The sequence below is a fragment of the Streptomyces sp. NPDC057307 genome, assembly GCF_042667665.1.
In the GTDB taxonomy this organism is placed as follows: domain Bacteria; phylum Actinomycetota; class Actinomycetes; order Streptomycetales; family Streptomycetaceae; genus Streptomyces.
In genome coordinates this window covers 45,830-64,128 of the sequence record NZ_JBHUZM010000034.1, presented here as the reverse complement: position 1 = coordinate 64,128, position 18,299 = coordinate 45,830, and the positions used below count along the sequence as shown (strand labels likewise).

General features: G+C 70.8%; 16 protein-coding genes and 1 pseudogene. 1 reads left to right on the top strand and 16 read right to left on the bottom strand.

Annotated features, from left to right (window positions below; translation table 11 throughout):
- Nucleotides 1–52: 52 nt before the first annotated feature.
- The 10 genes from ACFUN8_RS15630 to ACFUN8_RS15585 form a co-directional block, all read right to left on the bottom strand.
- Nucleotides 53–550, bottom strand: coding sequence for a Rieske (2Fe-2S) protein (locus tag ACFUN8_RS15630; protein WP_383636669.1), 498 nt, complete (start codon nucleotides 548–550; stop codon nucleotides 53–55).
- A 151-nt stretch (nucleotides 551–701) separates the two neighbouring features.
- A complete protein-coding gene (locus tag ACFUN8_RS15625) occupies nucleotides 702–1,448 on the bottom strand; it encodes a GntR family transcriptional regulator (RefSeq protein ID WP_383636666.1) in 747 nt (248 codons plus the stop codon).
- A 107-nt stretch (nucleotides 1,449–1,555) separates the two neighbouring features.
- The gene (locus ACFUN8_RS15620) at nucleotides 1,556–2,431 is read right to left on the bottom strand and encodes an amidohydrolase family protein (protein ID WP_383636663.1); all 876 of its coding nucleotides are present in this window, start codon (nucleotides 2,429–2,431) and stop codon (nucleotides 1,556–1,558) included.
- A complete protein-coding gene (locus ACFUN8_RS15615) occupies nucleotides 2,412–3,233 on the bottom strand; it encodes an HpcH/HpaI aldolase/citrate lyase family protein (RefSeq protein WP_383636660.1) in 822 nt (273 codons plus the stop codon). The genes ACFUN8_RS15620 and ACFUN8_RS15615 overlap by 20 nt, the downstream gene beginning before the upstream one ends.
- Nucleotides 3,230–4,504, bottom strand: coding sequence for a DUF5624 domain-containing protein (locus ACFUN8_RS15610; protein ID WP_383636657.1), 1,275 nt, complete (start codon nucleotides 4,502–4,504; stop codon nucleotides 3,230–3,232). Before ACFUN8_RS15610 ends, ACFUN8_RS15615 begins: the two co-directional genes overlap by 4 nt.
- A gap of 95 nt (nucleotides 4,505–4,599) precedes the next feature.
- Nucleotides 4,600–5,721, bottom strand: coding sequence for a hypothetical protein (locus ACFUN8_RS15605; RefSeq protein ID WP_383636654.1), 1,122 nt, complete (start codon nucleotides 5,719–5,721; stop codon nucleotides 4,600–4,602).
- Complete coding sequence (locus tag ACFUN8_RS15600; protein ID WP_383636651.1) at nucleotides 5,718–6,560, bottom strand: ABC transporter ATP-binding protein; 843 nt, start codon at nucleotides 6,558–6,560, stop codon at nucleotides 5,718–5,720. Before ACFUN8_RS15600 ends, ACFUN8_RS15605 begins: the two co-directional genes overlap by 4 nt.
- Nucleotides 6,557–8,416 carry an ATP-binding cassette domain-containing protein gene (locus ACFUN8_RS15595; RefSeq protein WP_383636647.1) on the bottom strand — a complete coding sequence of 620 codons (1,860 nt, stop codon included), beginning with the start codon at nucleotides 8,414–8,416 and terminating at the stop codon, nucleotides 6,557–6,559. Before ACFUN8_RS15595 ends, ACFUN8_RS15600 begins: the two co-directional genes overlap by 4 nt.
- Nucleotides 8,413–9,297, bottom strand: coding sequence for a branched-chain amino acid ABC transporter permease (locus ACFUN8_RS15590; RefSeq protein ID WP_383636644.1), 885 nt, complete (start codon nucleotides 9,295–9,297; stop codon nucleotides 8,413–8,415). Before ACFUN8_RS15590 ends, ACFUN8_RS15595 begins: the two co-directional genes overlap by 4 nt.
- Complete coding sequence (locus ACFUN8_RS15585; protein ID WP_383636641.1) at nucleotides 9,297–10,487, bottom strand: amino acid ABC transporter substrate-binding protein; 1,191 nt, start codon at nucleotides 10,485–10,487, stop codon at nucleotides 9,297–9,299. Before ACFUN8_RS15585 ends, ACFUN8_RS15590 begins: the two co-directional genes overlap by 1 nt.
- Nucleotides 10,488–10,814: 327 nt before the next feature.
- Here ACFUN8_RS15585 and ACFUN8_RS15580 point away from each other — a divergent pair, with 327 nt between their 5' ends.
- The gene (locus ACFUN8_RS15580) at nucleotides 10,815–11,996 is read left to right on the top strand and encodes a 4-hydroxybenzoate 3-monooxygenase (RefSeq protein WP_383636638.1); all 1,182 of its coding nucleotides are present in this window, start codon (nucleotides 10,815–10,817) and stop codon (nucleotides 11,994–11,996) included.
- Nucleotides 11,997–12,028: 32 nt separating this feature from the next.
- On the opposite strand, the gene ACFUN8_RS15575 is transcribed toward ACFUN8_RS15580, so the two are convergent.
- From ACFUN8_RS15575 to ACFUN8_RS15550, 6 genes and pseudogenes are all read right to left on the bottom strand, one after another.
- A complete protein-coding gene (locus ACFUN8_RS15575; RefSeq protein WP_383636635.1) occupies nucleotides 12,029–13,024 on the bottom strand; it encodes an endonuclease/exonuclease/phosphatase family protein in 996 nt (331 codons plus the stop codon).
- Nucleotides 13,025–13,094: 70 nt separating this feature from the next.
- Entirely contained in the window at nucleotides 13,095–14,264 is a 1,170-nt protein-coding gene (locus ACFUN8_RS15570) for an oxygenase MpaB family protein (protein ID WP_383636634.1), read from the bottom strand.
- A gap of 142 nt (nucleotides 14,265–14,406) precedes the next feature.
- The gene (locus tag ACFUN8_RS15565) at nucleotides 14,407–15,459 is read right to left on the bottom strand and encodes a polyprenyl synthetase family protein (RefSeq protein ID WP_383636681.1); all 1,053 of its coding nucleotides are present in this window, start codon (nucleotides 15,457–15,459) and stop codon (nucleotides 14,407–14,409) included.
- Nucleotides 15,452–15,844, bottom strand: coding sequence for a hypothetical protein (locus ACFUN8_RS15560; protein WP_383636631.1), 393 nt, complete (start codon nucleotides 15,842–15,844; stop codon nucleotides 15,452–15,454). The genes ACFUN8_RS15565 and ACFUN8_RS15560 overlap by 8 nt, the downstream gene beginning before the upstream one ends.
- Nucleotides 15,845–16,017: 173 nt before the next feature.
- Entirely contained in the window at nucleotides 16,018–17,355 is a 1,338-nt protein-coding gene (locus ACFUN8_RS15555; RefSeq protein ID WP_383636628.1) for an ABC transporter substrate-binding protein, read from the bottom strand.
- A gap of 53 nt (nucleotides 17,356–17,408) precedes the next feature.
- Nucleotides 17,409–18,257, bottom strand: a pseudogene (locus ACFUN8_RS15550) (PmoA family protein); the annotation flags it as partial.
- Nucleotides 18,258–18,299: the final 42 nt, after the last annotated feature.

The window sequence follows — 18,299 nt, the reverse complement described above, 5'->3', positions numbered from 1 at the left end:
GAGGCGGCCCAGGTCGTGAAGTCCGCAGAGCCGCCGAAGAGTTGACCGGCTGTCAGGCGAGCGAGATCGAGTCTCCCTCGACGGTGATCGCGGTGGCGCCCAGCGGCTTGTTCGCCGGGCCCTTCTTCACGCTGCCGTCCGCCGCGTCGAACTGGCTGCCGTGGCAGGGGCAGGTGATGGTGCCGTTGGAGATGTCGCCCACCGTGCAACCGGAGTGGGTGCACACGGAGGAGAAAGCCTTGAACTCACCGGCCGCCGGCTGGGTGACCACGACGCCCTTGTCCTCGAAGACCTTGCCGCCGCCCTCCGGGATGTCGGCGGTCTTGGCGAGCACCTCTCCCTGCCCGCCGGACCCGCCGTCACCACTGCCGCTGTCGCCGTTCGCGCCGTCGCTGCCCGCCGGCTTCTCGGCGGCGGAGTCCGCCGAGTCGTCCGAGCCGCAGGCGACGAGTGCCGCGCCCAGGCCGACGGCGCCCGCCGCCGCGACGACCGTACGGCGTGCCACCGTCCGGCCGGTGGCCGTCGGCGCGGTGCCCTGCGTTCCCGTCATGTCTGCTCCCTGTCCGTGCCCGGCTCCGGCGGCCGGTTCCTTAGGGGTACGCACCGCTGGGACGCGGTGTTCAAGCCCGGGAAGACTTTCTCAAAGTTTCAAGGACTTCCCTCGGACATCCCGTGCGGGGCAGGGGCGGATTCCCGGGTGTTCAGTTGACGTCGTGCTCGGCGGTACCGGAGTCGGAGGCGGTACCGGAGTCGCCGCCGCTGTCGTCGGACTGGTCGGCCTCGTCGGACGCCGTGGCCGCCTCGTGCACGTGCTCGGCCGCCGCCGCCTCCGCCGCTTCCGGATCCCCGGCGACGATGGCCCGGACGATCGCGTCGTGCTGGCCGGGCGACAGATCCCGGCGCCGGTTGATGTTGGTGCGGCTGACTATCGCGAACCTCGCCCAGATCCGGTCGAGGGCGTCCTCCAGCAGAGGATTGCCCGACAGCCGCGCCAGCAGCATGTGGAAGTCGAGATTGGCGCGCCACGCGTCGGCGGCGGTCGCGCCGTCCCCGGCGTTCCTCGCCGCGTGGCGGGACGCGTCCTTCAACTCGCCGAGCTGGGCGGGCGACAACTGGCCGTCACGCTGGGCGGTCGCGGCGAGCTTCGCGGCCAGCGCGTCCAGGGCGCCGTGGAGCTGCATGGCATGCCGCATCTCCTGCGGCGAGAGTGAACTGACCACCACGCCCCGGCCCGTCGAGGTGACCAGCCCGTCGCTCTGGAGGCGGCGCAGCGCCTCGCGGACCGGGGTGCGGCTCATGCCCAGTTCCTCGCACAGGTCGAGTTCGGTGAGCCGGTCGCCGGGGTCGTTCTGGCCGGACAGAAGTCGCTCGCGCAGTCGCCGGTAGGCGAGTTCGGCCTGGTTGTGCATCCCTGGTCGCTCGGTGGAACGGTCGCGGGGTGAAGGCATGCTGTATGTATACATTGCATTCCACCCTCACGGCAACGCGGGGCACGACCGGAACGGCGGCGCGGGGCGGAACCGGACGGCGCCGGAGCGCCCGACGACGCCGGCGGTCAGTCCGCGAAGAACAGTCTCGCGGGCGTCTCGACCAGTATCCGACTGCGGTCGGCCTCGTCGGGCGCCCAGTCCGCGAGCAGGTTCAGCAACTCGCCCGTGTCGCGCCCGCCGTCCGGCAGATGGGGCCAGTCCGAGCCCCAGACGAGCCGGTCGGGGCGCGCCGCGACCAGGGCCCGTCCGATGGGCTCCGCCACCGACAGGGGCTTGTCCTTGGCGATCCGGTAGGGACCGGACAGCTTGATGTAGCACCGGCCTCCGTCCATGACCCGCAGCAGCCGGTCGAAGTCGGCCCGGGTCAGCCCGTCCGACTCCTTCATGTAGCCCATGTGATCGATGACGAACCGGTCCTCCAGGTCGGCGAGGAAAGGGAGCAGATCCCGGACGACCGTGCCCGGCGCGTAGAACTGGAGGTGCCAGCCGCGTTGCCGTGCGAGGACCGCCATCCGGCGGACGTACGCGACGAGGTCAGCGGTCGGCCAGGTGGCGCGGGCGAAGAGATCGAGGCGAACGGCCCTGACTCCCGCCGTGTGCAGCCGGTCGAGTTCCTCGACCCCCGCGTCGTCCTCGACGCGCGCGACGGCTCGGCAGTCGGGCCCCGCCGCGCGCAGCACATGGAGCAGCAGGCTGTTGTCGGTGCCGTAGTACGTCGGCTGGACCAGCACCATGCGCCGGATGCCGAGTTGTCGCGTCAGGGCCAGATACTGCTCCAGCGTGCCGTCCGGGAACGTGTAGAGCGGATCGGGCACATGGGCGTATCCGGGCTCGAACACATGGAAGTGCGTGTCGCAGCTGTCGGGCGGCACCGCGAAGCGCGGCTTCGTGTTGGTCTCGGCGGCGCGCATGGGCGTCGTCTCAAGGGGCGATGGGGCCATGGCGGGTCTCCCTCTCGTTACGGGCGTTGGCGGCGGCCGCCTGATACAGCAACGCGGTGTCGGTCCCGGTCAGCCGGAGCGGGCAGCCGCCGATCGTGAGGAGGGAGTCGAGGACCGCCCGGTCGGCGACACCGCCGATCATCAGCAGCTTCCCGTGGCGCCGGCACGCCTCGGCGACCGTCACGACCGCGTCGCGCAGCCGTGGATCCCCGTACTCACCGGGCACGCCCAGCTCCGCGGTGAAGTCGTTCGCGCCGATGCCGAGCAGGTCCACACCGTCAAGCCGGGCTATGGCGTCGGCGTTCGCGATGCCGGCCGGTGTTTCCAGGAGCACCTGGACGACGGTGGTGTCGTCGAGTGCCGGGTTCAACTCCCTTGCGGGCGTGGGGCGCAGGCCCAGTTGGGGGACCATCGTGGTCTGTGACCGCTGGCCGCGCGGGGGGAAACGGCAGGCGCGGGCGACCTGTTCGGCCTCCTCGGGTGTCTCGATACGCGGCGCGACGACACCGTGCGCGCCACCGTCCAGCAGGCGGCCGATCATGCCGTACTCGCGCTCGGGGACCCGTACGAGCGCGGTCATGCCGAGGCTGCCCGCGGCGGCGCAGAGCTGGGCGGCCACGTCGGTCGACATGGTGGAGTGTTCGAGGTCGACCATGATGCTGTGATGGCCGGTCGAGTGCGCGATCTGGACGACGTCGGACGTCCGGCTGGTACGGATTCCCAGCATCAGGGTCAACTCGCCCGCGTGCAGGCGGTCCAGGAACGGACCGCGCGCCGGGGCGGGGTGCGTGGTGGGGGTCATGCGCCGGCTCCGCTCGTGGTGCGGTCGTCCTCGAACCCGCCCTGTCCGTAACGGGGTTCGGGATACGGCTCGCCGTCGAGACCGGGCACGGTGATGGCGAGGGGGTCGTTGTCGTGGGCGACGAGCTGCTGGGCGGCGTAGTCGCTGACGGCGCCGGAGAGCAGTTGGCGGGGGTCCTCCATGACCAGGCGCAGCCGGGTGACCAGCGTGAACCAGTCGTCGGCGGAGCGGATCGGGGGCATCTCGGCCACCGTGGCGGTCTCGTCGGCCGTCCCGCGTTCGCCCCCGCCGTAGCCGCCGCCCCCGCCGTTCTCCCCGTACTCGCCGGGGGAGAACGCCGGATAGCCGTCGAACATCGAGGCGCCGAGTTCGACGGTCGCCCGGGTCCCCGACCACAGGGCGCGCATGACCGGCTCCAGCGCGGCCACCTCGGTGACGTCGCCGTCGACGGGAGTGCGGAACACGGGGGCGTGCGGCGCCATGTACAGCCGGTCCAGGGGCAGTTCGTGCCGCGAGGCGGCGAGCACGATCGCCGCGACGCTGCTCGTGCGCCAGGTCACCCCCGCCGTCGGCCGGCCCTGCTGACCCGCGATGACCACCATCGTGCGGGACCAGTCGATCGCCTGGCTGTCGCACCAGGCGATGAGGCGATGGGCGGTGTCCATGCCGACCAGGAAGAACGTGGCGACCATGACACGGTTGAAGGACACCGGCTGTGCCGGGTCGTCGCTGTCCTCCAGATAACTCTCGCGCAGCGTGCGGTGGTTGAGATACGAGGGGTCGTCGAGGCACCGGACGAGATAGCGCTCGGTCATGGCGCAGGTGTGGTCGACCATCGCCGCGATGGCGCGCTCCCGGCCCGTGTAGGCGGGCGCGGCGATGACGTCGCGCCACAGTACGGGGCTGTTGGCCGCGCGCGAGCGCCGTACCTGGCTCAGCAGTCGCTCCGCGTCCGCCCGCCACACCGCCGGGCCGTCGCCGTCGCCTCCGGGGTCCTGTTCGCGCAGGGCGACCAGCGAGGCCAGGGCGGGGCCGAGGTGGGAGACGGCGGCGAGTTCCTTGAAACCGCGGGTGGACAGACGGAAGCCGAGCACGGTCGGCGCGCGGCCGTCGCCGGGGTAGAGAGCCATGTCCGCGCCGGTCACGACGAGCAGCGGATCGCCGTCGGTGGCACGCGTGGCGGCCTCGCGCAGATGCGCGCCGATGGAGTCGGGGCCGGCGGTGTAGGTGGTGAACAGGTCGATGAGTTCAGGACTCTCGTATGAGGCCATGGTGCGTTCTCTCCGATTGCTGCGGGCGGGGGGAGACGGGCGGTCGGGGCACTCGGCGTACCCGGCGCGTACGGCTGCTCGGCGTACGGGCGGGCTCAGCCCCCGAAGCGGTAGACCACGCTCTCGGCGGCGAAACGCCGGTCGGCGCTCAGGGAGTTGGTCACCACCAGCAGCGGGTGCGCCGACCCGTCGTCCAGCACGGCGACATCGGTGCCGCCGGTGGTGGGGAACTCCGCCACGGTCTCCAGCCGGGCCCCGTCCCAGCGGTAGATCTGCGAGCGCAGCGCGGTCGTCGGATCGGCCGGGGTGCCGTGGATGAAGTTGATCCGGACGACATGGAGCCCGTTCGGGGTCCGCACCACCGCCAATTCACGGCCGCCCGCCCCCGCCAGCCGCTGGTGCTCCACGAAGCGCCCGGAGCCGGCCTCCCAGCGCAGCACCCGGGAGCCGTCGTCGATACGGGCGACCACCAGGTGGAGGGTGCCGTCGGCCGGGTCGGCGAACGTCGCGAAGGCCCGCCCCGCCGTGTCGGCCAGCTCCTGGTGGGCCGTGAACCGGGTCCCGTCCCACCGGTACAGCACGCTCGCCGAGACATGATCGGCGTGCGCGAGGAAGTGGGCGCCGTCCACGTCGAACGCGTGCCAGTTGTACGCCCACCGGGAGGGGATGTCCTGGAAGTGGGCGAAACGGTCACCGTCCCACGCGTAGATGACGGAGGGCCGGTTCTCCGCCTCCTTCCCCGGCACCGCCACCCCCTGAGCCAGCGCGAGGAAACGCGTGTCGCCGATGGTGAAGTGCCGCCACTGCTTGGCGGCGAAGGTGTCGAAGACCTGGAAGGGCACGAAGCCCTCGCCGTCCCACTCGTACACCGTCGACGGCGCTGTGTAGTTGTACGGGCCCGCCCCCGTACGGATGCTCGCCACGGCCAGGAACGACCGCTCTCCCACGGTGAAGAACTCGGCGTCCTCCCCGCCCGGCGCCGCCAACTCGCGCCACGGTACGAACCGTTCACCCGCGCGGCGCAGCAGCCGCAGGTTCGTCTCGCTGTCACCGCCGTTCATGTGCGCGGGCGCGCCGGGGATGTCGTACGCGAGCTGGGGGATCGCCAGGAATTCGGCGTCACCGATCCGGAAGGGCTGCGCGGCGCGGGCACCGGAGGTCGGCAGCGTCTGGATCTCGGTCAGCCGGGCGTCGTGGACGCCGTCGGTACTCGTCATGTCGCCTTGTCGCCTTCCACGTCGTGGGTCACGGGGCTCGTCACGGCCGCCGGCTCGGACAGCCGTGAGGCACGGGCCGCCGGCTCGGACAGCCGTGACGCACGGGCCTCCCGCTCGGCCGGCCGCGCCGTCCCGCCGAAGAACAGCTGCGCCATGTCCGGGTCCGCGAGAAGCGTGTCCGCCGGTCCCGTGTGGATCACCCGGCCGCCCTCCATGACGACGGCGTCGTCCGCGAGGGCCAGCCCGAAGCGCACGTTCTGTTCGACCATCAGCACCGTCACCCCCTGCTCCTTGAGCCGGAGGACCGACTCCTCGATCAGCGCGCACGCCTTGGGGTCGAGGCCGAGGGTCGGCTCGTCGAGCAGGACCACCCGGGGGCTGAGCATCAGGGAGCGGGCGAATTCGACGATGCGGCGCTGACCGCCGGAGAGCGCGGCCGCCTTCTCCGCCGCCCGCTCGGCGACGATCGGGAAGATCTGGGCGATCTCGTCGTACCGGCGGCGGTTGCGGTCGCGTTCCTTCCTGCGTACGTACGCGCCGAGCAGCACGTTCTCCCGGACGGACAGCGACGGGAACAGACCGTGGTGCTGCGGTACCTGGACGACTCCCTGTCGCAGGATGTGCGCGGGCGACAGGTGCCCGATCTCCTCGCCGTCGAGCGTCACCTGGCCGTCGCGCGGTGCCAGCAGACCGCTGCAGACCTTCAACACCGTTGACTTGCCCGCTCCGTTGGGGCCGACGACACAGGTGATGGCGGCCTCGGCGGCGGTGAAGTCGACTCCGCGCAGGATGTCGCCGGCCCGTCCGTAACCGGCGACCAGACCCTTGAAGGTGATCATTCGGTCGCTCCCTTCGTGCCCGCCATGGCCGGTCGGCCGTCCCCGAGGTACGCGTCCAGGACGGCCGGGTCCCGCTCGATCTCGCCGGGCGGGCCGCTCGCGATCACCTGACCCTGCGCCAGTACATGGATGTGGTCGCACAGCGACAGCACCAGCGGCATGTTGTGCTCGACGATCACGACGGTCGTGCCCGCCTCGTTGAGCTTGCGGACGATGTCGGTGATCCGGTCGACGAGCGCCGGATTGATGCCCGCCGCGGGCTCGTCCAGGAGCAGCAGCCTCGGCTCCAGGACCAGGGCCTGCGCCAGCTCGATCAACTTCTGCTGTCCGTAGGACAGTTCGCCCGCCAGGTGGTGCGAGTACGCGCCCATGCCGACGAACTCCAGCCACTCCTGGGCGCGTTCCGCCTCCTCGCCGCTGAACACCCCGGCGCGCAGCCCGCGCGTCGAGTACGACCGGCTCGGCACGGCCAGATTCTCCAGTGCTGTCAGCCGGGGGAAGACCCGGGTCGCCTGGAACGTACGGGCGAGCCCGGAGTGCGCGCGCCGCCATCGCGGCAGCCGGTCGACACGCCGCCCGGCCAGCTCGATCGTGCCGCTGTCCGCGCCGAGGCTGCCGTCGAGCAGGTTGAACACGGTGGTCTTGCCGGACCCGTTGGGGCCGATGAGCCCGGTGATCGACCCCTCCCGCACGGTGAACGAGCAGTCGTCGACCGCCTTCACCCCGCCGAACGCCTTTCCGAGCCCGCTCACCCGCAACAGCGGCTCACCGGTGGGGAGTTCGCTCGGCCGTCGGGGCTCCGACGGCGCCGGCAGGACGGCCGGTACGTCGGTGAGCCGGACCCCCGCCCGCGCCTGAGGAGCCGTACCGCGACGCCGTGACAGCCACGCGCGGGTCTCCGTGATGATGCCCCGGGGTAGGAAGAGCACGATCACGGCCAGCAGCGTCCCGTACATGATCATTCGCCAGGACCCGGCGTCGGGTCCGCTGAGCGTCTGGTTGGTGAACTGGTTGAGCGGTTCCAGCAGGAACGCGCCCAGCACGGGACCCCACAGGGTGCCGACCCCGCCCAGATGCGCGGCCAGCAGGATCTGCATCGCGATGACGATGTCGAACATCGCCGCCGGTTCCAGGAAGGAGATGTAGTAGCCGTACACCCCGCCCGCCATCCCGATGGGGAGCGCGCTGGCCGCGAAGGCCAGCATCTTGTACCGGTCGGTGCGCACCCCGACGCCGTCGGCCTTCGACTCGTCGTCGCGGATCGCGAGCAGCCCGATGCCGAACGTGGACCGCCGGATGGCCCACGACGCCCAGACCGTCAGGATCAGCAGCACCAACAGGGCGTAGTAGAAAGGGATGTTGAGCAGGGCGCGGTCCCACGACGGCAGCGGCAGCGCCAGCCCGTGGTTGCCGTTGGTGAGGGACGACCAGTTGGACACCAGCAGCGCCGCGAACTCCAGGAACGCGAAGCTGACGATGACGAAGGCGATGCCCCGGGTACGCCGTCCGACGAGGCCGAGCAGCAGGGCGGCGGCGGCCGAGGTGAGACCGCCGACCGGCGCGGCCAGCAGCGGTGACCAGCCCAGATGGATCGAGAGCAGGGCCGTCGTATAGGCGCCGATGCCGAGGAAGGCGCTCTGTCCCAGGGAGACGTAACCGGTGTACCCGGAGATGATGTTCCAGCCGGACGCCATGACGGCCAGCAGGAAAGCCATGATCGCCATGTTCTGGTAGTACGCGTTGTCGGAGACGACGGGGAAGAGGACCAGGACCGTCACCGCGAGAGTGAGGGCGGTGGCCTGGAGCCGGCGCGGGGTCGCCCAGGTGTTCCCGGCGTTGATGCGTGGCACGTTCATGCGCGGCTCATGTCCTCTCGCAGCCGGGCGCCCAGCAGGCCTTGGGGACGGACGACGAGCACCGCGATGATCGCCACGTACGGCACGGCGCTCGCCCAGTCCGGTGAGACATAGGTCGTGGTCAGCGACTCGGCGACCGCGATGACCAGCGCGCCGAGGATGCTGCCCGGCAGACTGCCCATGCCGCCGAGCACGATGATGGAGAGCAGCAGCCCGATCCAGTGGTCGGACGAGCTGGGCATGAACGGGTACAGCACGCTCAGCAGCGAACCGCCCGCCCCGGCGGCGGCGATGCCGATCGCGTACGAGGCCGCCCAGGTCCTTCGTACGTCGATACCGATGAGCCGGGCGCCCTCCGAACTCGTCGCCGTGGCCCGGATGGAGCGCCCGAGCCAGGTGCGGGTCAGCAGCACGTACAGGGCGAGGAGCACGACGGCGGCGACCATCGTCGCGTACACCTGCGCCTGCGGCAGCTTCATCCCGAGCACGGAGAAGGAGCGGTTGGCGTACCCCGGCGAGACGGAGTGCAGGTCGTTGCCCCAGACCAGCGCGACCACTCCCTTGGTGACCAGCGCGAGTCCGAAGGTGGTCACCAGCGCCATCGACGCGTCCGTCGTACGGGAGCGCTCGACGACCAGGTAGTACGTCACCCAGCCCACCAGCAGCAGGGAGGGCGTCGTCAGCAGCACCAGGATCAGCGGGTCGAGGCCGGTGGCCTCCCACAGGGAGTAGGTGAGATAGGAGCTGAGGATCAGCATCGCGCCCTGGGCGAGGTTCGCCACCTTCATCACGCCGAAGATCAGGTTCATCCCGGACGACGCGAGCGCGTACACGCCGCCGACCAGCAGCCCCAGGATCAGCGTCTGGGCGAGTTGCCCCATCAAGACCACCCGGGCTTCGGGTTGACGATGCCGTCCACGGTCTTCTGGCTCTCGGGGAGGATGAATTCGAGCTTCCCGGCCTGCCACTGCGCGAGGAGCATGTCGCCGTCCGGCACCCCGCGGTCGTCCCACTTCAGCGGGCCGACGATCGTCTGCACCGTGTGCGAACGCAGCCAGTCGCGGAGCTTGTCCTGGTCGAGGCTGCCCACGCCCTTGACCGCGGCCTCCAGTACCTGACCGGCGGTGTAGGCGTTGGCGGCGTCCTCCGTCGGAGCCGTACCGAACTTCGCCGTGTAGTCCTTCACGAAGCGCTCGTTGTCCGGGTAGGTGGCCTTCGGGCTCCAGGCCGTGATGGTGAACACGCCTTCGGTGTTCTTCTCGCCGACCCCCTTGCCGAACGTCTGGACGACGCTGGGGCTGTTGGTCTGGAAGAGCATCTTGGGGCTGAACTCCTGCTTCTGGAGCGCCTTGACGAAGCCGACCCCGTCCGCGCTGACGGCGCCGTGCACGATCAGGTCGGGCTTGGCGCGGGCGACCGAGTCGGCTATCGGGTCGAAGTTGACCGTCTCCGGCGCGTACTTCTTGTGGTAGACGCTTCTGACGCCCAGCTTGGTGAGCGCGGTGCGGAACGCCTCGATCGCCACGTCGGTGTTGGGATCGTCCTGGGTCGGATAGGCGGCGGTCTTCGGCCGCTGGTCGGCCGGCAGCGACTCGATGAGCGCGAGGAACTGGTCCGGCAGGCTGAGCGAGGTGCTGGGCTGCGCGAAGAAGAGGTAGTCGTAACCCCGGTTGAAGATCTCCTCGGCGCCGCCCGACGGCTCCACGTAGAGCATCTTGTTGCGCTCGGCCACCGACGAGGCGGGCAGGTTGAGCTTGGAGGAGAAGGTGCCGAGGAGCAGGTCGACGCGGTCCTGGCTGATCAGCCGGTTGTAGTTGGTGACGACGGTGTTCTGGTCGAAGCCGTCGTCGAGGACGTTGAGTTCGACGTCGCGGCCGAGCAGCCCGCCTTCCTCGTTCACCTCGTCGCGCCAGAGTTTGTACGCCTCGTAGGCGGGCTTCGAGGAGTCGGCGACCGGGCCGGACAGCGGCAGCGAGGCGCCGACCTTGATCGCCCCGTCCCCGTCCCCGGACCCCTGTCCCGAGCCGCAGGCCGTGGCGACGAGCAGTGTCACCGACAGCGCGACCGGCACTGACAGCTTCCTGATCCGGTTTTTGATCCGGAGCCCGCTGGGACCACTTCTTGGCATGGCACTCACCTCTGGCCGGCGGTTGGGGGAGGGCGGGCTGGGCCGGCCCTCGTTCGTTGAGCGCAATGTATACATTGCGTTCCGAACGGATGACAAGGGTTGTGACAGGGCTCGTCCGGAAGCGCGGCGACCCGTCGGCGACCCGTCGGCGACCCGTCGGAAATCCGCCGGGGTCCCGTTGACAGGAGCCCGTGGCGGGCGGAACATTCCGGCCGGGCCGATGAATGAAGCAAAGTTCACCACGCGAACAACAGGCTGGAGGCGTCGTCCATGCGCACCACCGTCGGCATCATCGGCAGCGGCCCGGCCGGGCTGCTCCTCGCCCGGTTGCTGCACCGGGCGGGCATCGACTCCGTTGTCCTGGAGAGCCGGGAGCGCGCCCATGTCGAGCGCCGCCAGCGCGCGGGCATCCTCGAACAGGCCACCGTCGACGCCCTGCGCGCCGTCGGCGCCGCACAGCGCCTGGACGCCGAAGCCCTGGTGCACGACGGCATCGAGCTGCGCTGGAACGGCCGGAGTCACCGCGTCGACTTCCCCTCGCTCACGGGCGGGCGCCGCGTGTGGGTGTACGCCCAGACCGAGGTCGTCAAGGACCTGATCGCGCTGCGACTGGAGGACGGCGCGCCGCTGTTCTTCGGCGCGCGGGCGCACACCGTCGAAGACGCCGACATGGACCGGCCCGTCGTCCGCTACACCCACGAGGGCCAGGAGAGGACCCTCACCTGCGACTACGTGGTGGGCTGCGACGGGTTCCACGGAGTGGCGCGTGAGGCCGTCCCCGCGGCCCTGCGGCGTACCTTCGAGCGCGTCTATCCCTACTCCTGGCTGGGCGTCCTCGCCGAAGTCCCGCCCTCCTGCGACGAGTTGATCTACGCACACTCGCCCCGCGGCTTCGCGCTGCACAGCATGCGTACGCCGCACGTCAGCCGGCTCTATCTGCAGGTGCCCAACGGCACCGACCCCGCCGACTGGCCCGACGGACGGATCTGGGACGAACTCGACGCACGCTTCGCCGTCGGCGGAGCGTGGCGGCTGCGGCGCGGACCCATCACCGCCAAGTCCGTCCTGCCGATGCGCAGTTCCGTCACCGAACCCATGCGTTACGGGAGGCTCTTCCTCGCGGGCGACGCCGCCCATATCGTGCCGCCCACCGGCGCCAAGGGACTCAACCTGGCCGCCGCCGACGTCGTGGTCCTCGCGCGCGCCCTCGCGCACCGGGCGGAGACCGGCTCGGCGGACCGCCTCGACGCGTACTCCGACACCTGCCTGCGCCGGGTGTGGCGCGCCGAGCACTTCTCGTACTTCATGACCACCACGCTCCACACCGACCCCGGCCGGAGCGACTTCGAGACGCGCCTCCAGATCTCCCAGCTCGACCGGATCGCCTCGTCACCGCACGCGGCGGCCGAACTCGCCGAGAACTACACGGGTCTGCCGCTCCCGCACGCGTGAGGACGCATCCACAGGGGCTTACCGGACACGGTTCAGCGCTCCGTACCGAGACCGGTGATCCCGGCGGCGACCGGCAGATGGTCGCTGCCCGTCGCGGGCAGGGTGCGGATGTGGGCGACGGTCGCCGAGCGGGCCATGACCTGGTCGATCCGGGCCAGCGGGAAGGCGGTGGGGAAGCTGAGGGCGAAGCCCCGTTCCGCCACGTTCAGCCGTGAGGTCAGCGGAGCCAGTCCGCGGTCGTCCACCGTGCCGTTGAGGTCGCCCAGCAGCACCACCGCGTCCGTCCGCTCGGCGGCCACGGCCCTGCCCAGCAGGCCGGCGCTCTCGTCACGCGAGGCCGACGCGAGGCCGCTCGCCCGGAAGCGGACCGAGGGAAGATGCGCGACATACGCCGCCATCTCGCCGTGCGGCGTGTCGACCACGGTCCGCAGCCCCCGATTCCACCCCGCCGCGATCCCCCGGGGTCTGATGTCCAGCAGCCGGGTGCCGGTGAGCGGATGTTTCGACCAGAGCCCGACGGTGCCCCGGACCGCGTGGTACGGGTAGTCGGGCGCGAGGGTCTTCTCGTAGACCGTGAGCGCCGGGGGCACCAGCTCCTGCAGCGCGATGAGATCGGGGTCGGCGGCGGCCAGGGCACGGGCCGTGCCCGCCGGGTCGGTGTTCTCGTCGCTGACGTTGTGCTGCACGACGACCAGGTCGTACGAGTCGGCCTCCGCACCCGGCAGGAACAGCCCGCCGAAGAGATACGTCCACGCCGCCACCGGCAGCAGCAGCGCGACCAGCGCGAGGACCGAACGGCGCAGCAGCGCCAGAGCGAGCAGCACCACGACCACCAGACCGAGCCACGGCAGGAACGCCTCCAGCGAACTGCCCAGCCGGCCGGGGAAGTTCGGCACCGCCCGGTGGAACGCCAGGAGCGCGGCGGTCAGTACCGCGAGCGCGGCGAGCACCCGTCCCCGCCGCCGGGCCCACCAGACCGGCGTGTCCCGCGCGTCCGCGCCCGCGTCCTCCCGCACCTGCTCCACCATGGCTTCCCATTCGCTCGACCGTGCTCATCAAGACGAGTGACCGGGTGGATCAGTTGCCGATCAGGCGTCCTTACCCGGCGCTCGGGAAAACAGGGGCCGGGGGAGTCCAGCGGCGTGTTCGCGGAACGGCGGAGGAGAGGCCGTAATCCTTCTTGAGCTGCTCGGGGACGGCGTAGTGCATGACGCGGCCGCGTGTGAGGGAGGAGAGTTCGAGCACGGTCGTGAGGTGGCCGATCCTGTCCAGTGCCCAGGCGCCGTAGGGCGAGCGGTCCTCGACGGTCTCCAGCAGATTCAGCAGTACGGGGACCACCTTCACGAGCGTGTCCCACCGGGTGCGCGGCACCTCCAGCCAGTCGGCGCTCGTGTCGCCCATCAGATGGCGGATGAGCGCGGACACGACCGGATCGAGGAGCGTGCCGGGCACCACTTCCTCGTACAGGCCGATCAACTGCCGCGTGAGATCGACGCCTTCCGGGCTGGGGCCCATGTGGCGCGACATGTAGAGATCCGAGAAGTGGCGTGCCGCGTCCAGATCGGCGGGCGCGTGGTCCTGGTCGACGCCGAGCATGGCGCCCACCACCCGCCAGGCGTAGTAGTACGACTCCGCCCCGTCCACGCTCATATGGATGCCGAGGCGGTGCAGGGCGTCCAGCACCTGGATGGAGAACATCATCTGCCCGCCGATCAGGTCCTCCTGGCAGATCGGCGTCCCGAGACCCGCCACGTCCCAGCGCCCCTCGCGCCGCAGATGATGGCGGATCGACGCGTGCAGGAGCCGGACCTTCTGGGCGGCGGGGATGAACCGGCTGCCCGCCTCGAAGGCGTTGGGCTGCATGAGAAGGACCGTGAACTGACCGGTCTCGGCCATGCGTTTCGAGGGGTACTTCAGCGAGTGGGTCGCCGACAGCAGCTTGGCGATGTGCGGTACGACGTAACAGGCGGGCATGGACGCGAAGGACAGTGCGGTGGAGATGTGCACGTTGTTGTCGATGAAGAACAGCCGCGCCTTCTCCATCTCGTCCCAGTCCACCCACGCCGGCGGACCGCCGGTCTGGTGCAGATACTCACGGGCCACCTCCGGCAGGCCGTCGGGGAGGTCCTGACCGGCGTGGGAGACGTAGCGCATGAGGGAGTTGTACGTGCCGACCTCGCCGCGCTCGAAGAGGGTCGCGACGGTGGCGTCGGCGAGTTCGTCACCGTACCCGCGCAGGGCGTCGAGGGACTGTTCGGTGTAGGCCACGGTCGGCCCTTTCGAGAGATGGGGGATCCGGAACCGGCGGCGGGCGGCGGGCGGTGGTCGGTGGTCGGTGGTCGGAGGGGCCGGTCAGGTCGGTCAGGCGGTCGGGTCAGCCGGGTCAGTCGGGTCGGTGGGGCCGGTGGGGTCAGTCGGGCCGGCTCGTGGCCGCGGTGGCCAGGTGCGTCAGCGAGCGGTGGGCGAGGTCGGGAATCCCGGCGCCGCCCAGCGCGCCGACGGCGAGCCCGACCCGCTCGGTGATCATGTGCTCGACGCGCTCGCGCGCCCCGGTGCTCTCCACGACGGCGCGGACGCGCCCCAACTGAGGGGCCGTCAGGGTGCGGCGGCCCAGGAGAGCCGTCAACTCGCGCCGTTCGGTGGGGGTGGCCGCCTGCTGGGTGAGGGCGAGCAGCGTGGTGGGACGGGCGGCGGAGATGTCGTCGGTGTTCGACTTGCCCGTGGTCGCCGGTTCGCCGAACAACCCGATGAGGTCGTCCCGCAGTTGGAACGCCTCACCCAGCGGAAGGCCGTAGTCGGTGAACACCTCGCGCAGGACGGGATCGGCGCCGGCGAGTCCGGCACCGATGTGCAGCGGATGCTCGACGGTGTACTTCGCCGTCTTGTACCGGATCACCTTCAGCGACCGCCGTACGTCGGGCTCACCCTCGGGGTGCAGGATCTCCAGCGCCTCCCCGGCGATCAACTCGCGGGCCAGCACGGCCCACAGGCCACGGGCCTGACCCAGATAGGCCGCGGGCAGTCCACAGCCGGCGAACATCTGACCGGCCCACGCCATCAGCAGATCCCCGGCCAGCATCGCCATCGACCGTGCCCGCGACTTGGGGCGCGATCCGCCCGAGAAGGCGCCGCGCAGAGCGACATGGGCGGTCGGCAGGCCGTGCCGCAGATCGCTGTCGTCGATGATGTCGTCGTGGACGACCGCGGCGGCGTGGACGAGTTCCATGCTCGCCGCCGCTCGTACCATCGCGTCGCTGTCCGGCCGGCCCGCCGCCCGCCAGCCCCAGTAGCAGAAGGCCGAGCGCAGCCGTTTCCCGCGAGCGGTCACGGCCGTCAGGACATCGACGAGAGGCGCCAGTTCGTCGTCCAGCGCCAGCAGGGCCTCGGCCTCCGCCTGTACGAACCGTTCCAGCTCCCGGTCGACGCGGGACTTCAGCGCCGCCTGCTCGCCCGGCTCAGGCACCGGTGCCACCGGCGGCGGCGTCCGTGGACGAGGCGTCCGCGGTGGCGGCGTCCGCGGCGGCCCGGCGTTGTGCGTGGCGCGCGAGCCCCTCCATGTGCGCCTCGCCCCCGGCGTTGAACAGATCGACGCTCAGACGGTCGGTGCCGAGACGGTCGGTGCCGAGACGGTCGGTCCCGAGGCGGTCGAGGGCCAGCCGGCCGCGTGCCTGGAGGTCCCGGCTGCCCTGCGCCGCAAGGGATCCGAGGTCGGAGCGGCCCAGCAGACCGTGCGCCGCCTTCAGCGCCGACCCGCACGTGCTCAGCGCCAGATCCGCCAGCCCGGCCAGCAGAAGAACGGGCCGGCCCCCGCTGTCACCGTCGCCACGGTCGTCCTCCGGCAAGCCCACGGTCCCCACCCCTCTGCCCCACGGCCGGACACACGCGTGCCCGGCCCTGACAGCAGAGTGACCGGTGGCAGGCGTTCTCGCCCACCGGATACCCCATCAAGTGATCACTCGTTCACGCGTACGGGAGCGTCGGCCGGGGCCTGGGGCCCGGGTCCCTGGTCCGGGCCCCAGGGTCACTTCTTCATCTGCTCGTTCCACTCGGCCTGGGCGGCGTTGAGTTCCTCGGCGACCTTGTCCGCGAACTCCTTGGCGGACATGTCGCCGAGCAGCACCTTCTGGAAGTTCGGCTCGTTGCCGGACTTGCTGATCGTGTTCCAGTCGGGCAGGTAGTACGGCAGGTCGACGATCTTCGTCGAGCCGTCGCTGAGCGCCTTCATCGCCGCCGCCGTCGGCTCCGCCCGCTGGATCCAGGCGTCGCCGGCCGCGTCGGTGTTCGCCGGTATGGAGCCCGCCGACTCGTTCCACGCGCTGTTGGACTTGTGGGAGGCGGCGAACTCGATGAACTTCCAGGCCGCCGCCTTGTTCTTGCTGTTCTTGAACAGACCGAGGCCGTCCACCGGGTTGGAGACCTGGACCCGCTCGCCGTTCGCCCGCGCCGGATAGGGCAGGCCCTTGAACTTCTCCTCGCCCAGCGACTTCACATGGTCCTGGTACGAGGCGAGATTGTGCATCAGCATGCCGATACTGCCGTTGTCGTACTGCGCGACCATCTTGATGAAGTCGTTGTTGACGTCGGCGGACGGCGTCACCTTCTTGTAGAGGGCGACGTACTTCTCCAGCGCCGCGACGTTCCTCGGGTCGTTGACCGTCGTCCTGTCCCCCTTCCAGAAGGACGTGATGCCGGACTGCCCGTACATGGCGTCCAGCGCCGGGGCGATCGACCCGGCGCCGCCGCGGATCGTGTAGCCGAACCGGTCCGTCCCGGGCTCGGTGAGCTTCTCGGCGGCCTCGTAGAAGGCGTCCCAGGTGGTCGGCGGCTCAAGACCGGCCCGCGCGAACAGATCCGTCCGGTACCACAGCGTGCCGTTGTTGGTGGAGCTGGGCACCGAGTACATCTCGTCCCCGCGACCGCCCGCCGCCTTCACGCTGTCCACCATCGACGGGACCAGCTTGCCCTTGAGCGGGCCGGCGTCGATACGCCCGCCGACCGGCTCCAGGACCTCCCGGACCACCAGGTTGGAGAGATAGGCGGTGCCGACGCCGCCGACGTCCGGCAGCCCGCCGCCGTCGATCGCCGTGTCGTACTTCTGCTGGACCTGGTCGATGGGCAGCCCGACGTACTTGACCTCGATGTCCTTGTTCTGCTGCTCGAAGTCCTCGATGATCTGCGCCCAGATGTCCCGGCGCTCGCCCGTGTTGTTGTCCCAGAGGGTGATCTCACCCTTGCCGGATCCTTCGCTGCCGCTACCGCCGCTGCCGTCGTCGCCACACGCGGTGGCCGCCAGTGCGAGCACCGTCGTCAGGGAGACGGCCGCGACCGTCCGCCCTCTGTTCGCCTTCGGGATTGTCATGATCGGCTCTTCTCTCTGAGGGTCTTTCCGAGGGGTCTGTTCCGGAGTGCGGGTCAGCCGGTGATACGAATGTCGGGGAGGCGGGTGGCCGCCTCCAGGGCGAGGGCCGCCGCGGCCGGCCGGTCGAGCCGGCCGTCCGTGACGACCGTGCGGATGCGCCGCGAGACGACGGCCCCCGCCGCCAGCGGCAGCCGTCGCTCCCAGGCGAGCGAGGAGCCCACACCGGGGTACTGGCCGGTGCGTACGAACCACGGGTCCCGCCGTGTCCGCTCGTCGGCCCCGGCGAAGACGAGCGTCCAGTCCCGGCCCGCCAGCGCCAGCCACTCCGCGGTGCTCCCGTGCACCGCGTCCTCGCCGCTCGCGGTCGCGGTGAACACCTCGGGCGGCGGATCCGCCGGGCCCTCCTTGGGAGCCCGCCAGAAGAACCCGCCGTAACCCGCCCCCGGCCGGCCGTTCGTGGCCGGGCTGCCGATCGACAGGTCCTCGCCGGACACGTTGGTCAGCGTGAAGGTGAAGTCGAGGACCCAGGCGTCGGCGGAGAGCGCGCGTGTGCTCAACGTGCGCCGCTCACTGAGGAGTTCGCGTCCCTCGCGGGTCCAGGACAGCTCCTGCTCGCGGCCGTCGGACTCCCGCCGCAGCCGGCCCGTGTGCTCCTGCGCGCCGTGGTTGTCGAGCGCCACCGGGCCCCGGTCGCGTACGTAGGTACGGCCGCCCCAGAAGTTGACGCCCGCCACGTCCGGCACGGCGACGGAGACCCCGAGATGGTGCGCGTGGTCGGCGGGGCGCAGTTCGGTGACGACCCGGCCGCCGAAGGTCCGTACGGGATGCAGATACGGGCGCGGGGACAGCGTCGCGGGCAGTCGCGGCCGGTGGACGTAGTGGGCCACGGCGCGGCCGGCGCAGCGCAGCACCGTCGCGTCCGTCGTCGGCGGCCCGGCCTCGCC